The sequence below is a fragment of the Larkinella arboricola genome, assembly GCF_003259745.1.
Classification (GTDB): Bacteria; Bacteroidota; Bacteroidia; order Cytophagales; family Spirosomataceae; genus Larkinella; species Larkinella arboricola.
Window position 1 is genome coordinate 555,574 of record NZ_QLMC01000005.1, and the last position, 23,602, is coordinate 579,175.

18 protein-coding genes are annotated in these 23,602 nt (G+C 53.1%); 11 read left to right on the plus strand and 7 right to left on the minus strand.

Annotated elements, in window-relative coordinates:
• Positions 1 to 3: 3 nt before the first annotated feature.
• The 7 genes from LX87_RS21525 to LX87_RS21555 form a co-directional block, all read right to left on the minus strand.
• Complete coding sequence (locus LX87_RS21525) at positions 4 to 537, minus strand: hypothetical protein (protein WP_111630324.1); 534 nt, start codon at positions 535 to 537, stop codon at positions 4 to 6.
• Positions 538 to 548: 11 nt separating this feature from the next.
• On the minus strand, positions 549 to 1,646 hold the full coding sequence (gene hisC / locus LX87_RS21530; protein ID WP_111630325.1) for a histidinol-phosphate transaminase: 1,098 nt from the start codon (positions 1,644 to 1,646) through the stop codon (positions 549 to 551).
• Positions 1,647 to 1,814: 168 nt separating this feature from the next.
• Positions 1,815 to 3,083 (minus strand): histidinol dehydrogenase, encoded by a 1,269-nt coding sequence (gene hisD, locus LX87_RS21535; protein WP_111630326.1) that lies wholly within the window; start codon positions 3,081 to 3,083, stop codon positions 1,815 to 1,817.
• A gap of 95 nt (positions 3,084 to 3,178) precedes the next feature.
• Entirely contained in the window at positions 3,179 to 4,039 is an 861-nt protein-coding gene (hisG, locus tag LX87_RS21540) for an ATP phosphoribosyltransferase (protein ID WP_111630510.1), read from the minus strand.
• A 143-nt stretch (positions 4,040 to 4,182) separates the two neighbouring features.
• Positions 4,183 to 5,223 carry an isoaspartyl peptidase/L-asparaginase family protein gene (locus tag LX87_RS21545; RefSeq protein WP_111630327.1) on the minus strand — a complete coding sequence of 347 codons (1,041 nt, stop codon included), beginning with the start codon at positions 5,221 to 5,223 and terminating at the stop codon, positions 4,183 to 4,185.
• An 87-nt stretch (positions 5,224 to 5,310) separates the two neighbouring features.
• Positions 5,311 to 6,090 carry a hypothetical protein gene (locus tag LX87_RS21550; RefSeq protein WP_146624525.1) on the minus strand — a complete coding sequence of 260 codons (780 nt, stop codon included), beginning with the start codon at positions 6,088 to 6,090 and terminating at the stop codon, positions 5,311 to 5,313.
• Positions 6,091 to 6,183: 93 nt separating this feature from the next.
• Entirely contained in the window at positions 6,184 to 7,074 is an 891-nt protein-coding gene (locus LX87_RS21555; protein WP_146624526.1) for a helix-turn-helix domain-containing protein, read from the minus strand.
• A 152-nt stretch (positions 7,075 to 7,226) separates the two neighbouring features.
• Here LX87_RS21555 and LX87_RS21560 point away from each other — a divergent pair, with 152 nt between their 5' ends.
• From LX87_RS21560 to LX87_RS21610, 11 genes are all read left to right on the plus strand, one after another.
• Positions 7,227 to 7,904 carry a 3-keto-disaccharide hydrolase gene (locus LX87_RS21560; protein WP_229310761.1) on the plus strand — a complete coding sequence of 226 codons (678 nt, stop codon included), beginning with the start codon at positions 7,227 to 7,229 and terminating at the stop codon, positions 7,902 to 7,904.
• Positions 7,901 to 9,286: a Gfo/Idh/MocA family protein gene (locus tag LX87_RS21565; RefSeq protein WP_111630330.1), complete on the plus strand. Its 1,386-nt coding sequence runs from the start codon at positions 7,901 to 7,903 to the stop codon at positions 9,284 to 9,286. Before LX87_RS21560 ends, LX87_RS21565 begins: the two co-directional genes overlap by 4 nt.
• Positions 9,287 to 9,299: 13 nt before the next feature.
• Complete coding sequence (locus tag LX87_RS21570) at positions 9,300 to 10,205, plus strand: sugar phosphate isomerase/epimerase family protein (RefSeq protein WP_170139416.1); 906 nt, start codon at positions 9,300 to 9,302, stop codon at positions 10,203 to 10,205.
• Between the two features lie 61 nt (positions 10,206 to 10,266).
• Positions 10,267 to 11,055, plus strand: coding sequence for a phytanoyl-CoA dioxygenase family protein (locus LX87_RS21575; protein WP_111630332.1), 789 nt, complete (start codon positions 10,267 to 10,269; stop codon positions 11,053 to 11,055).
• A 33-nt stretch (positions 11,056 to 11,088) separates the two neighbouring features.
• Complete coding sequence (locus LX87_RS21580) at positions 11,089 to 14,166, plus strand: SusC/RagA family TonB-linked outer membrane protein (RefSeq protein WP_111630333.1); 3,078 nt, start codon at positions 11,089 to 11,091, stop codon at positions 14,164 to 14,166.
• Positions 14,167 to 14,186: 20 nt separating this feature from the next.
• Positions 14,187 to 15,800, plus strand: coding sequence for a RagB/SusD family nutrient uptake outer membrane protein (locus tag LX87_RS21585; RefSeq protein ID WP_111630334.1), 1,614 nt, complete (start codon positions 14,187 to 14,189; stop codon positions 15,798 to 15,800).
• A 96-nt stretch (positions 15,801 to 15,896) separates the two neighbouring features.
• Positions 15,897 to 16,706, plus strand: a complete 810-nt coding sequence (locus tag LX87_RS21590; RefSeq protein WP_111630335.1) for a sugar phosphate isomerase/epimerase family protein — start codon at positions 15,897 to 15,899, stop codon at positions 16,704 to 16,706.
• 119 nt (positions 16,707 to 16,825) lie between these two features.
• Complete coding sequence (locus tag LX87_RS21595; protein WP_111630336.1) at positions 16,826 to 19,873, plus strand: amidohydrolase family protein; 3,048 nt, start codon at positions 16,826 to 16,828, stop codon at positions 19,871 to 19,873.
• A gap of 73 nt (positions 19,874 to 19,946) precedes the next feature.
• On the plus strand, positions 19,947 to 21,251 hold the full coding sequence (locus LX87_RS21600) for an amidohydrolase family protein (protein WP_111630337.1): 1,305 nt from the start codon (positions 19,947 to 19,949) through the stop codon (positions 21,249 to 21,251).
• Between the two features lie 329 nt (positions 21,252 to 21,580).
• Positions 21,581 to 22,102, plus strand: coding sequence for a putative immunity protein (locus LX87_RS21605; RefSeq protein ID WP_111630338.1), 522 nt, complete (start codon positions 21,581 to 21,583; stop codon positions 22,100 to 22,102).
• Positions 22,103 to 22,366: 264 nt separating this feature from the next.
• On the plus strand, positions 22,367 to 23,572 hold the full coding sequence (locus LX87_RS21610; RefSeq protein ID WP_229310762.1) for a glycosyltransferase: 1,206 nt from the start codon (positions 22,367 to 22,369) through the stop codon (positions 23,570 to 23,572).
• Positions 23,573 to 23,602 lie beyond the last annotated feature (30 nt).

The following is a 23,602-nucleotide window of genomic DNA, read 5'->3' on the forward strand; positions in this document are numbered from 1 at the left end:
CATTTATAAATTTAGACGAACCCCAAGACCGGACTGAAAGCCGAGAAAAAACGGAGCCGGAATGACTTCAACATACGCGCCGGTTTCCAGAAAAACGGACAACGGTTTGTTGGGCAGAAAATATTCCAGACCCGCTACGCCCGACCCGCCGATGGAAATCGTATTATCATAAAAATTGCCCACCCTGAACTGATCGGGGTAATACCGTCGGCGGTTGATCTGACCACCAAAGCCGTAATAATAATGGAGTGTTTCGGCTTTACCGATGGACCCATGCCAGAGATAATGGCCCTGAACACTAAAGCCGACATTCTTATAAACGCCTTTGCGGTAGCCGCGCCGGGTGCCGTAAATACCGCCATAGGTGCCGAAGTTTAAATCAAAGGCGTGGTTTTCACCGAAATACTTCCGAATGTTGACACCCGCCGGTTCGCCGATGCGGAAACCGACGGCCCAGTTGTTGGTTTGGGCGTGGGCCTGCCGGGAAATGGTCAGCCCAATCAGGAGAACGACAAGCAGAGAAAGCGTTTTTTTCATAGAATACTTACTTAAACGGTTGTGGAAATTTGATCCGCGTAGGTCTGCAACATGCTCAATACCTGCCGGTTTTCCGACTCGGTTCCGACGGTAATGCGCAGACAGCCTTCGCACAGTTTGACGCGATGCCGGTCGCGGACGATGATCTGCTGCCCGATCAGGTAGTCGAAAATCGCTTTTGGGTCGTCAAATTTCACCAGCAGGAAGTTGGCATCCGAAGGGTAAACGTGCCGAACCAGCGGCAAATTGAGCAGGTTTTGGGTTAATTCTTCCCGTTGCGCCAGAATCCGGGTCACCATCGCGTCTTTAATAGAGACGTTGTTCAGGGCTTTAAGTAACAATTGTTGTGTCGGACCGCTGACGTTGTAGGGTGGTTTAATTTTGTTCAGAACCTCAATCAGGGCTTCCGATGCAAAGCACATCCCGGAGCGCAGAGCCGCCAGCCCCCACGCTTTGGAGAAGGTTTGCAGCACGACCAGATTCGGGTATTGGTCCAGTAAGGTCGTAAACGACGGCGTGCTGGCGAAATCAATGTAGGCTTCATCGACCACCACCAGCCCGTTGAAGTTGTCCAGCAGCGTCAGGACATCGCTGCGGTCGATCAGGTTGCCGGTTGGATTGTTGGGCGAGCAGACAAACAGCAGTTTCGTCCGGGGCTGAATGGCCGCCAATATCGCCGGAACGTCCAGTTGAAAATCCGGTTTCAGCGGGACTTTAATCAGTTGCACATCGTTGATGGCCGCGCTCACTTCGTACATGCCGTAGGTTGGCGGCACGATCAGAATCGAGTCCTGACCCGGTGTGCAGGTTGCCCGTACGAGCAGGTCAATGGGTTCGTCGGAGCCGTTGCCGATAAAAATCTGCGTAGGCCGAACGCTCTTGATGGGGGCCAGTCGTTCCTTGATGGCATACTGGTGCGGGTCCGGATAGCGGTTATAATAGGCCTCCGTTTCCGAATCATCCAGTGTCGAATCAGACACGACTGATCCGAACGGGTTTTCGTTGGCGTCCAGAAAAATCCCCTCTTTGCCGGTATACTCGTCGCGGGCCGAGGAGTAGGGGGTGAGCGTCAGGATGTGGGGGCGGAGGATGGTATTGAGGTCAAACATGGAATCTGAAACTTAGGAAATCGACTGTAGCTTTTTGCCGAGCTACAGAAGGACGGATTTTTTACCCAATACGGGTTAATGGTTTATCGGTAAACAGCCGGATTAATGGTTTTCAGCCCCTGCGGGCATACTCACTACTATGCAAGATAACAAATCTGCCGTCGTGTTTCATTGCAAACTCGCCAGCCGCAGGCTCACCGCGTGCTTGTGGGCTTGCAGCGACTCGGCTTCGGCCATGGCTTCAATCGTGGGTCCCAGCGCCTTAATACCGTCCTCGGTAATGGATTGAACCGTAATTTTTTTGACGAAGCTGTCCAGCGAAACCCCGCTGTAGGCCCGGGCAAAGCCGTTGGTCGGTAGCGTGTGGTTGGTGCCGGATGCGTAGTCGCCCGCCGATTCGGGGGTGTAATTCCCCAGGAAAATCGAACCGGCGTTGGTAATCCGTTCGGCTACGGTTTCGGCGTTGCTGACGCTCAGAATCAGGTGTTCGGCGGCATAGGCGTTCAGCAGGTCGACGGCTTCGTCTTCGGTTTCCACCAGAATGGCCTTGCTGTTTTTGATGGCCTGTGCGGCTAGTTCATGCCGGGGCAAACGCTCCAACTGCGATATCAGGGCCAGATGGACCGTTGATAAAACGTTTTTGTCTGTAGAAACCAGCAGAACCTGGCTGTCGGCTCCGTGTTCGGCCTGTGACAGCAGATCGGCAGCCACAAAAGACGGAACCGCAGTTTCGTCGGCGTAAATGGCTACTTCCGAGGGGCCAGCGGGCATGTCAATCGCCATGCCTTCCTTCGCCACCAGCATTTTGGCGGACGTAACGTACTGGTTGCCCGGTCCGAAAATCTTGTACACTTTCGGAATGGATTCGGTGCCGTAGGCCATAGCCGCAATCGCCTGGGCACCCCCCACGCGGAAGACTTTCGTAACGCCCACCAGTTGAGCCGCGTACAGAATGGCGGGGTGATCGCTGGGTGTACAGAGAATGACTTCTTTGCAACCTGCCAGTTGGGCCGGAATGCCCAGCATCAGCACCGTGCTGAACAGGGGAGCTGTGCCGCCCGGAATATACAGCCCGACTTTCTCGATGCCCACGCTCCGACGCCAGCACGTGACGCCCGGCATGGTTTCGATTTTCTCGACCGGTTGCCGCTGGGCTTCGTGAAATTTCCGGATGTTCTGGTAGGCCTGCTGGATAGCGGCTTTCAACTCAGGGGAAATCTGATTTTCGGCAGCTTTGAAATCGGCGGGCTGAACGGGACGGCCCGTATAGGTCAGTTTATCAAACTTCTCCGACAGTTCCGCCAGCGCCTGATCGCCCCGGTTGCGAACCTGTTCCAGAATGGGCGCAACGGCTTTTTCAATCGCTTCGGTCGACTGCACGGGTCGGGCCAGCAGCCGGGGCCACTCCGCACGGGATGGAAAAGAAAGGATTTGCATCGTTAGACAAAAGAGAATAGACAAGAGAGATGAGACAGGATGAGTAATAGGGTGAACATCTTTTTTCTCTTGTCTATTCTCTCTTCTCTGAAAAATCAATAAATCATTTTTTCAATCGGGATTACCAGAATACCCTGCGCACCAGCGGAGCGAATGGCTTCGATATTTTCCCAGAAATCGTTTTCCGTAATGACCGAATGGACTGAACTCCAGCCCTCGGTAGCGAGCGGTGTCACCGTGGGGCTTTTCATGCCCGGCAGGAGCGACGTGATTTGCTCCAGTGCGGTATTCGGTGCGTTCAGGACGATGTATTTATTGTTTTTAGCGGCCTGAACGGCTTTGATCCGGAACAGCAGTTTTTCCAGCAACGCCTGTTTTTCGGCCTCCAGCGTCGGGCGGGCAATCAGGATGGCTTCGGAGCGGAAAATCACCTCCACTTCCTTCAGCCCATTGCTCAGCAGCGTACTGCCCGAGCTTACAATGTCGCAGATGGCTTCGGCCAGCCCAATGCCCGGCGCAATTTCGACCGAGCCGCTGATTTCGTGAATCTCCGCCGAGACCCGCTGCTCCTGGAGGTAATTGCCCAGAATGCGCGGGTAGGAGGTGGCAATGCTTTTACCGGCCAGATCCTGAATACCGTGCCATTCGGTGGCGCGTGGAATGGCCAGCGACAGACGGCATTTCGAAAAACCCAGGCGATGGACGGTTTCGACCTGATGCGTGGACTCGACGGCCACGTTTTCGCCCACGATGCCCAGATCGGCCACGCCATCTTCGACGTAGCCCGGAATATCATCGTCGCGCAGGAACAGAAACTCGGCGGGGAAATTCGACGAAACGGATTTCAGCTTGCCGGTGCCGTAGTCGAAGCGAATGCCGCACTCTTTAAACAACTGGTACGAATCCTCGCTCAGTCGACCGGACTTTTGCAATGCAATACGGAGAATAGAAGACACTTTGAATCGGGTCTGAATTTGAAAGCGCAAAGGTACTAATAAAAACGCACCCAAGCCGCCGACTTTTTGGATTATCAAACCCGCTGACTGGCCCGGTGGACTAAAAACCGTTCCGGTAATGAAGACCACCGGGCCGTTCTGGGCTACAAATAATGCTCGGCGTTGAAAACCTGCTGCTGAACGTTGGCCGACGTAACGGTGTAGTTGAACCCTTTCTGCACCGAAAAAGCCCCAACTTCGCCCTTGCGGTTCAGCGCAATGAAACCCACCTGAAAGTCTCTGGCCCGCGCCGGATCACGCTTGACAATCCGCTCCACGGCCCGGCGGCAGGCTTCTTTGGGCGACAGGCCCTGCCGCATGAACTCAACCACCAGGTGCGAACCGCACATCCGGATCACTTCTTCGCCCTGACCCGAGCAGGTCACGGCCCCCACTTCGTTATCGACGTACAGACCCGCTCCGATGATGGGCGAATCGCCGACGCGCCCGCGCATTTTGAAGCCCATGCCGCTGGTGGTACACATACCCGACAGATTGCCCGATGCGTCGAGGGCTACCGTCCCCATCGTGTCGTGGTTGGGCGAGCCGTTGTCGAGCTTGTTGGGTGCAAAGGTTTTTTTATCGTTCAGGGCGGGTTTTTTCTGATTCAGTTCAACGTTAATGATGGGCTTGTATTCCGATTTTTCCAGCCATTTCCGGTAGCTTTTGTCTGCATCGGCCGACAGTTTGCCGGATTCGAGCGGAAAGCCGTTGGCCACCGCGAACTGCTGGGCACCTTCGCCGACCAGCATAACGTGGGGCGTGGTTTCCATGATTTTCCGGGCCACCGAAACTGGGTGTTTGATGCGTTCCAGAAAGGCCACGGAGCCGCAGTTGAACTTGTCGTCCATGATGCAGGAATCGAGCGTAACGCGCCCGTCACGGTCGGGATTTCCGCCCAGCCCGACGCAGCAGTTGATGTCGTTTTCGATGGCTATACCGGCCTGTTCCACCGCATCGATGGCCTTTCCTCCGCGTTGCAGAACCGGCCAGGCGGCTCCGTTGGCAATGGTTCCGCTGTCCCAGGTGGAAACAACAATGGGTTGACCCGCTACCAGCCCGCCCGATAAACCCGGCAGACGGTTAAAACCCAAAAAGGGCAGCGAAAACGTGCTTAAACGGAGAAAGGAACGACGACTTTTCATGGGTGATGAATCAAAATAGGTCAGTAAAAATAAAATAATCGCGCAAGTTACTCGCAAAGTTCGAGCAAAACAGCGACCGGTCGGCAATCAGAGTGAATTATAATACGCAAACAGGTCGGCCAGCGCCGTCGGGTTTTTCAGGTCCGGCTTTTTCTCCTTTAAGTACGCACTGATCTGCGATTCTTTATCCTGCATCACGCTCAGCAAACCTTTTCGATTGGGTGTCAGCTTCGTCAGGTTTTTGCCGTCGCTGGCATACCAGACGGCTTCCCGGATCAACTCTGTGTCCTTGGTGCCGACGCTCAGGGCGGGGTTATAAGTGGGTTTTTTGACGTAAATCTGGTGTCGGACCAGGAGTTTGAGCCTGCCGTCGGTCACCTGCTCAAAAAAGCCGCGCAGGTCGGCGGGTGCCCCGGCTTCGGTGGCGTTGATGAAGCGGGTTGTCTGGCCGTTGCGCTCCATGTTGAACTGCCGAACGCGCTCTCCGCTGACGGCTTTGACGGTTTTCGTATCGACCAGAAATTCGAGGTCATTCGCCTGGAGGTTGTACCGAACCGGGGCGTCGGTGATTTCGGTAAACGGTTTGGTGCCGGGTTTGGCCATATTCTGGTAAAAGGTAACCGTTGTGCGGGCGAAAGCCGTGTCCAGATAGGGATAGCCGAGAATCCGGCCGTCCGGGCCGGGCATGGTGTAAATGGGCGTAATGTCGTAATTCGAAGCCCTGAAATAGGGCCCCCGGTTCAGCAGGTCGCGGGTCACGTTGGGGAGCGCGTTCTGGGCGTTGGCGGTGAGACCCGTCAGCAACGTTAGAAACGAAAAAATCAGACCGTAGCGAGAGAAGGGGCCATTCATGAAATGTGCTGCCATAGGTTCTGTCGAGCTAATGATAAAAGGATACCTGAAGATAGTAATCAGAAGCTTATGAGTAGCACTCCCCAAAACGACCTGCGGTCATCAGCTTTAAAACTGCTGCCGGAACCGGGCCGGCGTTACACCCTGTTTTTTTCGGAATGCCTGCACAAAGTACGAAACGTTTTCAAAACCAGCCTGTTCGCTGATGAGCGTAATGCTTCCGTCGGTTCGGGTGAGCAGATCACAGGCGTAGCGGATGCGCAGATCGATGACAAACTGCGTGAGCGTCTGACCCGTTTGTGATTTAAAATACCGGCAGAAAGCGGCCGGATTCATGTTGGCCAATTCCGCAATTTCGGGTAACGAAACGGGAGCCTGGACCCGTTGCATCAAGTGGCCCACAACCCGGCTGAGTCGTTCGCTTTGGCGGCTCAACTGCGGAGTCGGCACATAACCGGGCGAAATGGCTACGACGGCTTCGGACCGGGCAATCTGATCGAGAATGTGCAGGAGTGCCGTCAGTTGGGCCAAACCGTCCAGATTGACCATTGCCCGAAGCTGGTCGGCAATGTCGGCACGCAGCGGATCGAGTAGTTTCAAACCCACGCCCGCCCGGTTGAGGAGCCGCTGAATGGGCTTCGTTTCGGGCAGTTCCCAAAATGGCTCACCCGCAAAATTGGGCGTAAAACGGGCCACAATGGCCTCCGCCTGAAGGCTGTTTCCGGCTTCCGAATACACCGCATCATTCTTCCAGTAGTGCGGCAGATTAGATCCCAGCAAAATAATTTCTCCGTCTGAAAACCGGTCGATACTGTGTCCGATAAACCGCATTCCGGCACTGGAGACCACATAATTCAATTCGATTTCCGGATGAAAATGCCAGGGATTCGTAAAGAAAGGAAGCCGCTCGTGCCGCAGATCAAACGAACGGTGGGGCTGTTGGGGAACCAGAAGACGGTCGGGGCGCATGAATGACCAATTACGTTGGATTTGCAGCATTTCTTGAAAAAAGATTAAAAATGCAAAATCTACTATAAAACTGGCAAATGGTGTATCAAAATAATGAAAGAAAATAAAGGAATTTTGCCGGTATGGAAACAAAGTTTACGGCAGCAATAATGATATGTCTGGGGTTAGCCGGCCCCGTAGCTGTGGCGCAAAACGCAAATGTGCTTAGTGCAGCCGAACGGAAGCAGGGATGGGAACTGCTTTTCGATGGTAAAACCACATCCGGCTGGCGGGGTGCTTATGCGACGGAATTTCCCCAAAAAGGATGGGTCGTCAAAGCGGGTGAACTGCGGGGCGAACTCCACGAAGGAGCCGAGTCCGGGGATGCCGGTGATATTGTGACGGTTAAGAAATACCGCCACTTTGAGCTGGTATTCGACTGGAAGTTAGGCAAAGGCGGCAACAGCGGGGTGAAATACTTCATTGAAGAACGGCAACCCAAACCGGCTATCGGTTCGCAGGCCGGTTATGAATACCAGCTCATCGATGATGCGGACTATATTTATAACGGCAAGCACCTCCCCGCCGATCTTAAAACCGCTTCAATTTACGACGTGGTAGCCGCCAGCAAACCGGATGTGACGATGGGGCAGTGGCACCAGTCGCGCATTGTTGTGAACAATAACCGGATCGAACATTGGCTCGACGGCGTAAAAGTGCTGTCCGTTGACCGAACCTCCGAGTCCTTCCGGCAGGGCGTAGCCGACAGTAAATTCAAGGATTACGCGGGCTTTGCTCAGATTCCGGAAGGTCATATCCTGCTCCAGGATCATGGCCATAGTGTTGCCTTCCGAAACCTAAAAATTAAACCCCTCCCATGAACCGTCGAAACTTTATAAAAAACAGTGCCGTTGCTGCCACCGTGCTGCCTGCCATTGGTATACCGACCATCGTACCGGCTACGGTGTTCGGCAAAAACGCCCCCTCGAACCGTATAACCGTGGGGCTGATCGGAACCGGTCGCCAGGGCTACGGCCAGAATTTGCAGGGAAGCAATCTGAGTACGCTGGGCGTCCGGATACCGGGCCTGCTTGATGTGCCCGATGCCCAGGTGGTGGCCGTTTGCGATGTCGATAGCTGGCGGATGAACAAAGCTAAAACCGCCATTGAAGATCATTACGCCAAAAAAACGGCTGGTGGAAGCTACAAAGGCTGCTCGACCCACCGCGACTTTCGGGAAATTATTGCCCGCAAAGACATCGATGCGGTGATGATTTCGACGCCCGACTTCTGGCACGTGCCGATGGGCATTCTGGCGGCCAAAGCCAAAAAACACATCAGTTGCGAAAAACCACTCAGCATGAGTGTGCATCAGGGTCGATCATTGGTCGATGCGCTGAAAAAATACGGACGCACCGGTGTACCGATTGTGGATCGGACCGATAGTGAATTCCGTTCGATCCGCCCGCAGAATCAGGCCGTTGAACTGGTGAGGAATGGCCGCATCGGTACTTTGCAGAAAATCGAAATCTCGTTTCCGTCCGACCCGCCCCCGGTTCCGGCGCAGGCTGATATGCCCGTTCCCAAAGAGCTGGACTATGACTTGTGGCTGGGACCGATGCCGTATGTGCCCTATACCGATATGCGGGTCCATACACCGTTCGACCTGACCAAACGGCCAAACTGGATGCGGATTGATACCTACGCGCAGGGCATGATTGCCAACTGGGGCGCGCATTACTTCGACATGGCGCAATGGGCCAACAACAGCGAATATTCGGGGCCGGTCGAGGTGGAAGGCAAAGGCGAGTTTCCGAAAAGTTTGTGGAATTCCATGATCAACTTTACCGTCACGTACCGCTACGCCAACGGCGTCGAAATGACTTGCCTACAGTCGCCGACCAGCACGCCCAGCATCAAGTATATCGGCTCGGAAGGCTGGATTCTGGTGGATAATTACCCGGGCGTCCTCAGTGCCAGCAATCCGGCCATACTTACCTCAAAACCGTCAGGAAACGAACTGGATTTGTCGAAAACACTCTGGGATAAGGTGGATTTTGTGGAAGCGATCAAAACCGGTCGCAAAACACTCGAACCCATCGAGGTGGGTCACCGCACGATTTCGATCTCGCAAATCGGGCTGATTGCCTGCCAGATCGGCGAAAAGTTGAACTGGAATCCCGAAAAGGAATTATTCGTCGGAAATAATGCGGCCAATGCGCTGCTGGCGGCTCCACTGGTGCGTAAAGAATGGGCCATTTAAGCGACAACGAACGATGAAAAAGCTATTGGTTTTCGGGTGGCTGGTCATACTGGCCGGGACCGTTATGGCGCAGCGATTGCCCAAAAAACAGAACGATTTTTTTGTGTTGCACAACGCCATACGCGGGGATTCAACGTATAAGACCTTCGATCAGCAGGTGCAACTCATTAAAAGTCTGGGTTTTGACGGGGTTGAAATTAACCAGCTTGACTCGTTTGACGGTATGAAAGCCGCGCTGGATAAGCACCAGTTTACCGGTTCGTATTTCTACATTAAAATGGACCTCGACGACCCACAACTGGATAGCCGGATTGAACCCGCTATCCGGGCGTTACGCGGGTCAAAAACCATTATTGCCCCGTTTATTGTGAGTGGTAAAAAGCGGTTTGCGCCCTCTTCCGGCGGGGCCGACACGATTGTGGTTCGCCGGATGCGTCAACTGGCAGACTGGTCTAAACAGGCTAATTTACAGGTGGTTATTTATCCGCACGTTGATTTCTACGTCGAACGGATTGACCATGCTCTCCGGTTGGTGAAACAGATTGACCGACCCAATGTAGGGCTGACGTTCAATCTTTGTCACTGGCTGGCTACCACGCCTAAAGCCGAACGGGCTGATTGGAAAGGGTTGCTTACCACCCTAAAACCGCACCTGAAAATGATCACCATTAGTGGGGCCAATAATGTCGATGCTGCGGGCATGAACAACGGGCCGGGCGGTATCTGGAACCAGTATATCCTGCCGCTCGGAACCGGCAGTTTTGATACCTACGAGTTGGTACGGTTTGCGGTTCAGGACCTGGGTTTTCGGGGGCCAATCGGGGTCCAGTGTTTTGCCATGAAAGGCGATAAACCCACCAATCTGCGCAATACCATCGCGGTTTTGCGCGAATACCAGGCACGACTGGCAAAACGCTAGTAATTCAAACACACTTCTGATTTTTCCATCTGCTTTATCTTCTTTAATCGAATAGACTATCATGACATTTACCAACGATCATCTCCAGACGTATCAGCGCGACGGCTACGTCATTGTGCGCAATCTGTTCTCCAAAGCGGAAGTCGAGCGGCTGTATGCCATTGCCGTGGGCGATGAAGTCCTGAGCAGCAAAACCTACGACCGCGTCGATGCATCGGGCATGAAAACCCGGCTGGCGCTCTGGTATACCCTGGACGACAGTTTGTACAGCAAATTTGCCCGGTCTGCGCGAATTATAGCCGGTGTTGAGCAGATTCTGGGGGGTACGGCTGCGCATTATCATTCCAAACTGATGCAGAAAGAACCGCGTACCGGCGGGGCCTGGGAGTGGCATCAGGATTACGGCTACTGGTATAAAAACAACGGTTTTCTGTTTCCGGATATGCTATCCGTGCTGACCGCCCTGACGCCTTCGACCAAAGAAAACGGCTGTTTGCAGATGATTAAGGGGTCGCATAAAATGGGGCGGATTGAACACGGTTTTGCGGGTGAGCAGGTTGGGGCCGATATGGAGAAGGTAAACGAAGCCCTCAAAATCATGCCGCTGGAATACCTGGAAATGGAACCCGGCGATACGGCATTTTTCCACTGCAATACGCTGCACGCATCGGCGGCTAACCTGTCCGACAAACCGCGCTGGTCGATCATTACCGCGTATAATCTGGCCAGTAACAAACCGTACAAAGACGTACACGAAAGCAGTTATACGCCCATTGAGCCGTTTACGGGCAATTTACTGGCCGAAGAAGAGGTTGGCATTTCGAATGCCGCCGATTTTCTGGTGAAGTAACAACGCATTTCCTCTCCTAAACCCTTACATAATATGACTGTTTTTCTTAAACGCTCTGACCGGGCGCTGTCTATTATATTGTTTTTTATGTCGGTTGTATTGGGGGCCGCTTCTGCGGTTGCTGAACCGATTTACACAGGTAATAGCCCGGTCGATCAGCTTATTTCGGGAACCGTAACGGATGAAACCGGAGCGGTGTTGCCCGGTGCCAACGTCGTGCTAAAGGGAACCACCAAAGGAACGACGACGGGTGCAAACGGTACGTTCCAGATTGAAGTTCCGGGTCAGGAAAGTACGCTGATTGTCAGCTTCCTGGGTTATATCACGCAGGAAGTTGCAGTCGGTAATCGGACCGACCTGAAAATTACCCTTCAGGCCGACCGGAAAGCCCTCGACGAAGTGGTCGTGGTGGGCTACGGAACGCAATCCAAACGGAATGTTACGGGAGCCATCGCCAGCGTCGATATGAAGGCGCTGGAAAACCTGCCCAACACGAATGTGGGTCAAGCCTTACGCGGTCGGGTGGCGGGGGTTCAATTTACCGATAATGGACGGCCGGGTCAGGGCGGTTCCATTCTGGTACGGGGTGCGCGCTCTATTACGGCGAGCAATAATCCCCTGATCATTCTGGACGGTATCTTTTTTGAAGGCAGTATCAATGATATTAATCCCGGCGATATCGCTTCGATGGAAGTACTGAAAGATGCGTCGGCAACGGCAATTTACGGGGCCAGAGCAGCCAATGGGGTTATTCTAATTACCTCCAAAAAAGGCACAACGGAGAAACCAACCATCCGGTTTGGCGTGTTGTACGGGGCTTCAAACTGGAGCAACCGGCCCAAAATGCTGAGTCCGGAGCGGTATATCCAGCAAAGGCTGGATTGGCGGGCGCAGGCTAATTTGCCGTCTGACCCCGCCAAAATTGCGGATTACCTGGATGCCACCGAAGCTAAAAATTACCTCGCCGGAAATACCGTAGACCCCTGGGATCTGGTTTCGCAACAGTCCAGTATCCAGAATTATGATTTAAGCATCTCAGGCCGGTCTGGGCGGACAAATTATTTTATTTCCTCGAATTTCAATAAGGATAAAGGGCTGATATTTAACGATAATTCAACCCGGACGAGCGTTCGGATGAACATTGAAAACCAGGTTGTTGACTGGTTGAAAATCGGCGTCAATGCCCAGTATTCGGAGCGCGATCTTTCTGGCGTCGAAGCCAACATGGCCAGTGCATTCTGGACATCGCCCTTTGTATCGCCCTGGTTGGATGAAGCCAAAACCGACCCCAATCCCTTTCCAACAGAAGATCTTTTGGGCGGGTCGGCCTTATTCGGTGCCATTACCAATCAGAATCAGGAAGTGCAGCGGAACCTGTTTGCCAATTTCTTCGGCATTGTCGATGTGCCCTTCATCAAAGGCTTATCCTACCGCATCAATTATTCGCCGAATTACCGCTGGTATAACGTCAATAATTTCAGTCCGATCTACCAGCGGAATGGTCTGAACAATCTGGGTAGTGCCAGCCGGCGAATTGATTTTAACAAAAACTGGGTCCTGGAGAATATTCTGACGTATACGAGGCAACTCACAGAGAACCATGCTTTTGACCTGACACTTTTATACGGACGAAACCAGGCAAACAGCGAGTCCATTCTGGCGTCCGGCGTTGATTTTACCGGTGTCAGTGATGTCAATGGCTGGAACAACCTGTCGCTGGCCCGCATTCAGACAACCACCTACCCCAGTGGCGTTCTGGGCGCGTCGAATGTCGATGCGATCTCATCCATGGCCCGGCTGAACTACCGGTTTATGAACCGCTACCTGTTGACGCTCACCGCCCGGCGGGATGCGAACTCAGTGTTTGGGGCCAATAAAAAATTTGGTACGTTCCCGTCGGTCGCGCTGGCCTGGGTGGTATCCGATGAGGCATTTATGGAGAAAGTGCCGTTGGTCAACTCCCTTAAACTCAGGGCTTCTTACGGTTCGGTCGGCAATCAGGCAATTTCAGCCTATCAGTCACTGGTGCGCCAGAATCAGGTACAATATGTATTTGGCGACGGAGGTGCAACGACCGTGGGTATTCTTCCCGCCAATATGGCCAATCCGAATCTGAGCTGGGAAACCACCACGACTACCAACATCGGACTGGATTTTGAATTACTAAAAGGACGGCTTGGCGGTACCGTCGAATGGTATAATCTGGCGACGAAGGACTTGCTGCTGAACCGCCAGTTGCCCACGCCTACGGGTTTTTCGAATGTGTTGACAAATGTCGGCGCAACCAATAACCGGGGCGTCGAGATTGCGCTGAACAGCGTGAACCTAACCCGGGACAAATTTGAGTGGAGCAGCAGTTTGACCTTTTCGGCCAATAAAAATAAAATCGTCCACATTTACCGGAGCGATGTAAACGGCGATGGCGTGGAGGATGATGATATCGGTAACCGCTGGTTTATTGGCAGTCCGATCAATGTGATCTACGATTATACATTTGATGGCATCTACCAGCAGAATGATCAGATTCCGGTGGGTCAGAAAGCGGGTTTTGTCAAAGTCAAAGACCTGAACGGGGATGGCAAGATTGACGCCGACGACCGGAGTGTGATCGGAAACCGCGACGCCATTTACCGCTGGGGGCTGGCCAATAACTTTAAATACGGTCGGCTAAATTTAATGGTGATGCTCAATTCGCTGATGGGCTGGCAGGCCGTCAATAATGTCACCGCCAATAGCAATTCGGTAAGTGGGGCCGGTGATGGTAATTTCCCGGATCGGGCGGTGAACCGGCCCGACCTGGGCTGGTGGACGCCCGAGAACAAATCCAATACCCGGGCTTCGCTGGTGTATACAAACCCGCTGGCTACCGCGGCTGATTTGATTCAAAGCCGGGATTTTGTTCGTATTCAGGAAGTTGCCCTGTCGTACGACCTGCCGGTGGACCTGCTGAGTCGGTTGAAAATGAGCTCGCTGAGGGTGTTTCTGAGTGGCCGCAATTTGCACACGTTTACCAAGTGGACGGGGATGGATCCGGAGAGCGGTTATGCCACCCGGGGAACCTCGTTTCCAACGCCCCGCACGCTGTCGGCCGGTCTCAATGTAAGTTTCTAACCCTTTCCCAGCCTTGAATCATGAAAGTAACGATAACGAAATTCCTGAAATGTGCGGTGATCGGCGGGCTGCTGCTGACTTCGCAGGCCTGTAATGAGTCGATTCTGGATGAAAAGCCCCTGGCGTTCCTTTCCCCCGATGTTACGCTGGTGAAAAATTCCGGCTTTCAAAGTGCCATTGTGGCGCTTCATCAGGGTGTCCGGGAGGTGTTTGGTCAGGATGACTTCAATACCTGGTGGACCTTGTATCTGGCCACCGATATTGGTTCGATTGGCGTTCGTGATACGTACCTGAGAGATTATGCTACGCAGATGACCCCTACTTTTAGGGGCGTTACCTGGTTCTGGGACTGGGGGTACGTCACCATGCTGCCACGCGCCAATCAAATCATTGAATATGCCCAGCGCCCAACGGCGGTTTGGGATGATGAAGCCCAGAAAAATGCGGTGATTGCGGAAGCCCGGTTTTTCAGAGCCTATACCATGAATCTGCTCACCAATCTGTACGGAGACATTCCGATTGCGGATAAAGCCTATACCGAACCCAAGGTTGATTTTCAGCGGGCACCCCGGAAAGAGGTGCTTGCTTTTATCGCAGCGGACCTGGAGTTTGCCTCCCAGCATTTGCCGTTGACCACCACCATTCAGGGCCGGATCACCAAAGATTGCGCCGATCATCTTCTGTCGGAGGTGTACATCAGTGCCGGAGAATACGATAAAGCCATTGCCGCAGCCACTGCTGTCATTTCTTCGGGCAGAAATAAGTTGGTAACGGAACGGTTCGGTTCGCTCCGGAATCAGCCGGGTGACCATTATTCGGATATGTTTAAAGACGGAAATCAGAACCGCTCTTCGGGCAATACCGAAAATCTGTGGGTGGTTCAGTATGAATTTCAAACGCCGGGTGGGGTTACTGCTGCGGGGCAGGCAAAGCTCTGGCTGCGGGGTTGGGGTGCCCGCTACTTCGATGTTCGCGATCCGGATAATGCCCTCGGTGGGGTGGTAACGGATAGTTTAGGGCGGGGCGTAAGCTGGATACGGCCTTCAAACCATGTTTTGTATACGATTTGGGATGATCCGGATGATATCCGAAACTCACGGTTTAACATCCGGCGGAAATGGTATTACAACAACCCGGCTTCAAAATACTTTCGCCAGGAGATAAAACCGCATCAATATCTCGACACGCTTTATCATATTTACCCGTCGTTCATCAAAATTGAAGGACTGAGTTTAGCGGGTGCTACCAGTGGCCGCACATTCAGCGATTTGCCCATGATGCGGCTGGCGGAAACGTATCTTCTCCGGGCCGAGGCTCATTTAAGGAAGGGCGATAAGGTCAATGCGGCTGCCGATATCAACACCGTTCGGGCGCGCGCAAAAGCCAGACCCGTAACACCGGCTCAGGTAACCATCGATTATTTGCTGGATGAGCGATTGAGGGAACTGATTATTGAGGAGCCCCGCCGGTTAACACTCTCCCGAATGGGCAAACTGGTTGAACGCACCAAAAAATACAACGGGTTTGCGACAACCATAACCGGTATTCAGGAGAAAAATGAGCTGTTTCCGATTCCGCAAACGTTCATTGATGCCAACTTTGGATTCAAAATAAGCCAAAATCCGGGGTATTAATCAGCATAAGTTCACACTCATCAGAAGGTAAAAGAACCTGCTCTTTTGCTTTCTGATGAGCTTTTTGTTTTTTTCTGCCGAAACCCGTAACCTGATATGGAACTTACATTTTTTGCCCCCGCCTGGGGAAACACCCTGCCTTTCGATCAGTTCTGCCGGAACGTAAAAGCGGCTGGGTACGACGGCGTTGAAATGGCCCTGCCGTTCGAAGAAGCCGAAAAGTCGGCCATCCTGGACACGCTGGCGAAACACGGTTTGCAATTGATCGGCCAATACTTTCAATCGTTCGAAACCGACCTCGACGACCACGCGCGGAATTATGAGAAGTACCTGCGCCACCTGAGCGCGGCCCAGCCGGTGTTGATTAACTGCCAGACCGGTAAGGATTTTTTTACGTTTGAGCAGAATCAACGGCTTTTTGAACTGGCCGACCGGATTTCAGGCGAAACCGGCGTGAAAATCATCCACGAAACGCACCGGGGTAAGGCACTTTTTGCGGCCCATATTACCCGCGATTACCTGCAAAAACTGCCCCAAATTCGATTAACCCTCGATATTTCGCACTGGTGCAACGTACACGAATCGCTGCTCGAAAACCAGACCGAAGCCGTCCAGCTCGCCATTCAGCATACCGATCACATCCACAGCCGCGTGGGGCATCCCGAAGGGCCGCAGGTCAACGATCCCCGTGCGCCGGAATGGGCCGAAACCCTCAACACACACCTCGCCTGGTGGGATCAGGTGGTCGCCCGCCATCGGCAGAGCAAAACTGCGCTGACGGTTACGACCGAGTTTGGCCCCGCAACCTACCTGCCCGTGCTGCCGTACACGCAAATGCCGGTCGCGAGCCAGTGGGACGTTAATGTGTTTATGCTGAACCTGCTGAAAAACCGCTATTCCGGTTAAGGCTCAATGCCGGGAATTGTTAGGTGCAAAATAGAATTTGGTTGTTAGAGCAATGAACAGACTCCTTTCGTAGATTTGTAAAACTATCTACCTGTCTCATCACCTAACTAATTCCCTACATGCGGAAACTTTTCCTGACCGGTATGCTGGCCTGGGGACTCACCCAGGTCGGCTGGTCGCAGGTCACTTTTCCCCGGAATGGCGTCTACGACGAACGACCGGGGCTGTACGCCTTCACGAATGCCACCATCATCGTTGATCCTAAAACCACCCTCGAAGGGGCTACGCTGCTCGTCCGCAACGGGCGCATCGAAGCCGTGGGCAAAACCGTCAGTATCCCGGCGGGCGCGGTGGTGGCCGACCTGAAAGGCAAGCGGATTTACCCCGCGCTGGTTGACATCGAATCGGATTACGGGATGCCCGAACTCAAGCGGAATCCGCCCGGCGGTGGGCGCGGTGCTCCGCAGTACGATTCCAACAAAAAAGGCGCTTATAACTGGAACCAGGCGATCCAGCCGGAAGTCGATGCCGGAATCATCTTTAAAGCCAATGTACAGCAGGCCAATGAACTCCGGAAAATGGGCTTCGGAGCGGTGGTTACGCACCCGCACGACGGTATTGCGCGCGGAAATTCGGTGCTGGTCACGCTGGCCGACGACCGCGAAAACAACGTCGTGATCCGTGACCGGGTTTCGGCGCATTACTCGTTCAGCAAAGGCACCTCAACGCAAACCTATCCGAACTCGCCGATGGGCGCGGTGGCCCTGCTGCGGCAAACTTATTACGACGCCGACTGGTATAAAAAAGCCGGAAAAACCGTCGAGTCCAACCTGTCGCTCGAAGCCTTCAACCAGTTGCAGAGCCTGCCCTCGGTTTTCGAAGTGCCTGACAAACTGGGCGTGCTGCGGGCCGATAAAATCGGGGAAGAATTCGGCATTCAGTATATTATCAAAAGCGCCGGGGACGAATACCAGCGGATCAATGAGGTGAAAGCCACGGGCGCGTCGCTGATTGTGCCGCTGAATTTTCCGCAGCCATTCGACGTAGAAGATGCCTGGGATGCCGACAACGTGACGCTGGCCGAAATGAAGCACTGGGAAATGGCTCCCGCCAATCCGGGTATGCTCGCCAAAGCCGGGGTGCCGTTTGCGCTGACAACCGCCAACCTGCGCAACAAAACCGATTTCTGGGCCAACCTACGCAAAGCCATCGAATACGGTTTGACCGAGCAGCAGGCGCTGACGGCCCTGACCACGACGCCCGCCCAACTGCTGAAAATCGACAACGAAGTCGGCAGCCTGAAACCGGGTTTGCTGGCGAACTTCCTGATTACGTCCGACAATCTGTTCAGTGCCGATAACGTGATTCTGGAAAACTGGGTGCGGGGTAAACAGTATGTGTATCAGGACAAAAGCGCCCCCGACTGGCGCGGCACCTACAACCTGACCATCGGTGACCGGAGCAACCTCAAGCTCAACATCACCGGAAAACCGGGTAAACCCGAATACCAGGTTCTGGTCGATACCGTAAAAGTAACGCCCAAAGTGTCGCTGACGAACGACCTGATTTCCCTGCAAATTCAACTGAACAAGAAGCAGGGGGGAACCACCCGTTTAACCGGTTACCGTGAAGGAACAACGCTGAAAGGCGAAGGCGAAATGCCGGATGGAAAAGTCGTAAAATGGTCGGCGACACTGGCACAACCGTTTACGGCTTCGGCAGCAAAACCGGATAGTGCGAAGAAAACCGCCCCGGAATACGGCAAACTGCTGTATCCGTTTGTGGGAATGGGCAACCTGGAAAAACCTAAAGCCCAAACGCTGCTGATCCGGAACGCGACGGTCTGGACCAACGAAAAAGACGGTATTCTGGCGAGTGCGGACGTGCTGGTGCAGAATGGGAAGATAGCGAAAGTAGGCAAGGGGCTGGCAGCTCCGGCGGGTGCGCAGGTGATCGACGGAACGGGCAAACACCTGACCAACGGCATTATTGACGAACACTCGCACATTGCGCTGTATTCGATCAACGAGGGCGGACAGTCGAGTTCGGCGGAGGTCAGGATGAGCGATGTGGTCAATTCCGAAGACATCAACATTTACCGCCAGCTGGCCGGGGGTGTCACGACCTCGCAACTGCTCCACGGTTCGGCCAACTCCATCGGCGGGCAGTCGGCCATTGTGAAACTGAAGTGGGGAGAAGCTCCGCAGGAAATGATGGTGAAAGGGGCCGACGGTTTTATCAAGTTTGCCCTAGGCGAAAACGTCAAACAGGCCAACTGGGGCGACGCGGTTCGGATTCGGTTTCCGCAAACCCGGATGGGGGTGGAGCAGGTGTATTTCGACCACTTCACCCGCGCCCGCGAATACGACAACGCCTGGAAAGCTTATAACTCGATGAGTGCGAAGGAGAGGGCCAAAGCCGTGCCGCCCCGTCGGGATGTGGAACTAGATGCGCTGGCCGAAATTCTGAACAAAAAACGGTTTATCACCTGCCATAGCTACGTACAGTCGGAAATCAATATGCTGATGAAAGTGGCGGATTCGCTGGGCTTTAAGGTCAACACGTTCACGCACATTCTGGAGGGCTACAAAGTGGCCGATAAGATGGCAAAACACGGCGTGGGCGGCTCAACCTTTGCCGACTGGTGGGCCTATAAAATGGAAGTGAAAGACGCCATTCCGTACAATGCCGCCCTGATGGCGCGGGCCGGTGTGGTGGTTTCCATCAACTCTGACGACGCCGAAATGGCCCGTCGATTGAATCAGGAAGCCGCCAAAGCCGTGGAGTACGGCGGTATTTCGGAAGAAGAGGCCTGGAAAATGGTGACGCTCAACCCGGCTAAACTGCTGCACCTGGACAACCAACTGGGCAGCATCCGGGCAGGCAAGGACGCCGATCTGGTACTCTGGAACAACAACCCGCTGGCGGTATACGCCCGGCCCGAAAAAACCATCATCGACGGCACGGTTTACTTTGATGCGCAGGACGACGACCGCAAACGCGACGAACTGCAAAAAGAACGCGCCCGGCTGATTCAGAAGATGTTGACGGCCAAAGCCGGTGGTGCCTCGACCCAACGGCCCACGTTCCGGCGGCAACGGATGTGGCATTGCGAAGACGTAGAAGGTGTCATGGCCGAAGGCGAAGAACAGGAGCAAACGAAATAAGACAAGAGAGTAAAGACACAAAAGGCGAATTGAAACGTCTTTTGTCGCGCGTCTCTCTTCTAAAATCTGAAGCATGAAAAAAATAACACTTGCTATATCGCTGCTGGCATCGCTGAACGGCTTTGCGCAGAACCCCGCTCCGGCGGGTCCGCAGACCCGGGCCGTAGCCCTGACCGGAGCGACCCTCCACATTGGTAACGGTCAGGTGATTACCAACGGCACCATCGTTTTTGATAAAGGCGTCATTACCGCCGTGGGAAACGGTGATACGCCGATCAACGGCGCGGAACGGATCGATGCCACCGGCAAACACATTTATCCAGGCCTGATATCCCCGGCGGCTACGGTCGGTTTGCAGGAATTTGCGTCGGTGCGGGCCACGCTCGATTTTCGGGAAACGGGTTCGCTGAATCCGAACGTCCGGTCGCTGATTGCCTACAATACCGATTCGGAAGTGATTCCGACGATTCGGAACAACGGTTTGCTGATGACGCAGGCTGTCCCTGACGGGGGCGTGATGGCGGGCAGTTCGTCGGTGATGCAGACTGACGGCTGGAACTGGGAAGATGCGGTTTTGAAAGCCGACGACGGCTTGTGGCTTCAATGGCCGGGCTATTTTGCCCGCAGCTTTGACTTCGAGACATTTGGGGTGAGCCTGAAAAAGAATGAGCAGCGGCAGGACGCCATCAATGCCCTGAAGGCCACGTTCTCGGATGCGCGGGCCTACGCCGACCTGAAAAACCCGGCACCGAAAAACCTCAAACTGGAAGCCATGAGGGGCCTGTTCGACGGGACGCGGTGTTTATATATCCGGGCCAACTACGGCAAGGACATCATCGAAGCCGTCAGGTTTGCGAAACAGATGGGCGTTAAAAAGCCGGTCATTGTCGGGGCGGAAGACGCGGCCCGGGTGGTCGATTTTCTGAAGGAAAACCAGGTGCCGGTGATTCTGGGGCCGATGCACCGCCTGCCGACGCTGGAAGACGAGGATGTATACCTGCCGTATAAACTGCCGGGCATCCTGCAAAAAGCCGGTATTCTGGTGAGCCTGAGCTACGACGGCGAATGGTGGCGCACCCGCAACCTGCCGTTTCAGGCCGGAACGGCTGTCGGTTTTAGCGGCCTTGACAAGGAAGAAGCCCTGAAAATGCTCACCTCGAACACGGCCAAAATCATGGGCATCGACAACGTAGTGGGCACACTCGAAAAAGGCAAACACGCGACGCTGGTGGTTTCGAAAGGCGATTTGCTGGACATGCGGACCAACGTCATTGAACACGCCTTTATCCAGGGCCGTCACATCAATCTGGACGACAAGCACAAACGGCTGTACCACATGTACCGCGAGAAATACGGTCAGCCGGATATTGGAAAGTAGGAAGAAGTTTTTGTAGAATTGGGGAGCTCAAGAAATTGGGCTCCTTTTTTTGTTGGGGACAAGCCATAGGTAGTGTTTGCGGTATGTCTGTATGGGGGTAGAAATACTGAATTAAGCCTTTGTGTGATCGTGGATGATAGGGCTGAACCAGTTGGGTTTATCAGGGTTACTCAAACCGGTTTGAAAAGTTTTCCAAATTACCCGCATTTCAAACGAAAACGGTTTGAATGAGGATGAATAACCTTCTGGGACAAAACCTGAAACACCTTCTTGATGATAGGAAGACAGGCTGATCTGGAACAACTGGTCGGCCTCTAACGCAATAAACCATGATCTTACCGAAAGAACGCGACCCGCGATTCATCACCATCCGGCGGGGTGGCACATTAACCGACTCGAATCATCAGTTGCTGGCCTTGTGGGCGGCTGCCTGTGCCGAACGCGTGCTGCCCCTGTTTGAGCAAGCCAGTCCGAACGATAACCGCCCCCGACAAGCCATTGAATTGACCCGGGCGTGGGCGAAAGGAGAGATTACGATGAAACAAGCCCACAAGGCGGCTTTTGCGGCAAATGCGGCTGGAAAGGGCCTGCCGGATGCAGCCCGGTTTGCGGCCCTGGCTGCCGGACAAGCCGTGGCGGTGGCGCATGTAGCGGCTCATGAACTGGGGGCTGCTGCTTATGCCATCCGGGCGGTCAGAGAGTCAGTGGAAGAAAATGAGAAGGAGAAAATGGGTCGAAACGAGTGCCAATGGCAGCGGGACCAGCTTCCCGATGCGATTCGTGACCTTGTGCTTGACGACCAGCACATCCGAAATCACCTCTGTTGGTTCGTGTTTCATGATCCTGTTTAGCGGCTATCTTTGAGTAGTCACTCGACCAATTCCGATCCGAATCGAGAAACCTGCGTAACAGTACGTGCCTTTTTAGAAGAAAAACAATTCTTATTGTCTTGTAAATGGACTCATAATCAATAGTTTAATAAGTGGTTGAAAACGCCAGTAACGGTTGTTAGAGGGTGAAGAAATACACGGATTTAATTGTAATCTGGTAAGTATATTTGGCATAGAAGTTGATCGATTTTAGAGGTCATCAATATTCCAAAATGGCCAAACCTGGTGGGAAAAGAATTTGATAGTATTATTTGTATTAGTCAAACGCCCTGGAAAGGCCGGTTTCAGAATTCTGCTGTTCAGCTTATGTCGGAGTTGGCCCAACGCCACCGGATTCTGTATGTTGACTATCAATATACGATCAAAGACTGGTTGATGGGCATCGTCGGCCGTCGGGACGTTCCCATCCGTGCCCTGCTGAAGCTTGAAGATCCGCTTACTAAATTAACACTCGAAAACGGAGGGGAAATTTATCTCTGGGTTCCCCCAATGATGTTTCCCACGAATTGGCTTACTAACCGATCTCACGATAAAGTACTTCAGTGGAATGTAAATTATCTCACCAGAGAACTGCGTAAAGTCATGGCGCGGCTGGAACTGAATTGTCCGCTGATTGTGAATGCGTTTAATCCGGTCTGGGGTCCTCCGATGATCGGCCGATTAAATGAATGCGCGACGGTTTATTATTGTTACGATGAAATCACGGCGGAAAACTGGATCAGTCGTCATGGCCAGCGTTATGAAAAAAAATATCTTCAGCAGGTAGATGCCGTCATTACCACATCTGAAGCCCTACGCCAATCGAAGTCAGCCTTGCAGCCTATCACGTTCTGCATTAAAAATGGAGCAAACTTTAATCTTTTTCATCAGGCTCGTCAATTGGCTGACAAACACCCCCCTGAAAAAATAATAATAGGCTATTTAGGCACGGCTGACAATAGAATAAATAGTAGTATTGTTGAATATTGCGTCCGCGTTATGCCAGACGTGGAGTTTCAATTTATTGGAGAAATTAATGATCTACAACTTCAGGAACGCCTGTCCGTATTTCCAAACGTAATTTTTATTAAATCGCTTCCTGCTGTAAAACTTCCTCCTTTGCTGGCGAAGCTGTCAGCGGCTATTATTCCTTTCGTCTGTAACGAACATACCTATACAATCTATCCGTTAAAAATTAACGAATACCTAGCTGCTGGCTTGCCCGTTGTGTCGACTCCCTTTTCCATTTTAGATGAATTTGAAAGCGTAATTGAGTTAGCCAATGACCCTGAAAGTTTTGCCCAGGCCTTACAACGGGTTCTGAACGATAATTCGCCGGAAAGAATTAGGCAACGGGTTGAAGTAGCAAGAGCAAACTCCTGGGAAAAGCGGGCCGAAGAGTTTGAGGATATTATTCAGAGAATATCCGAAGCCAAGGAAGTGAAAGCCTGATGTGATAAAGTACGCAGCTATGCTTAATCG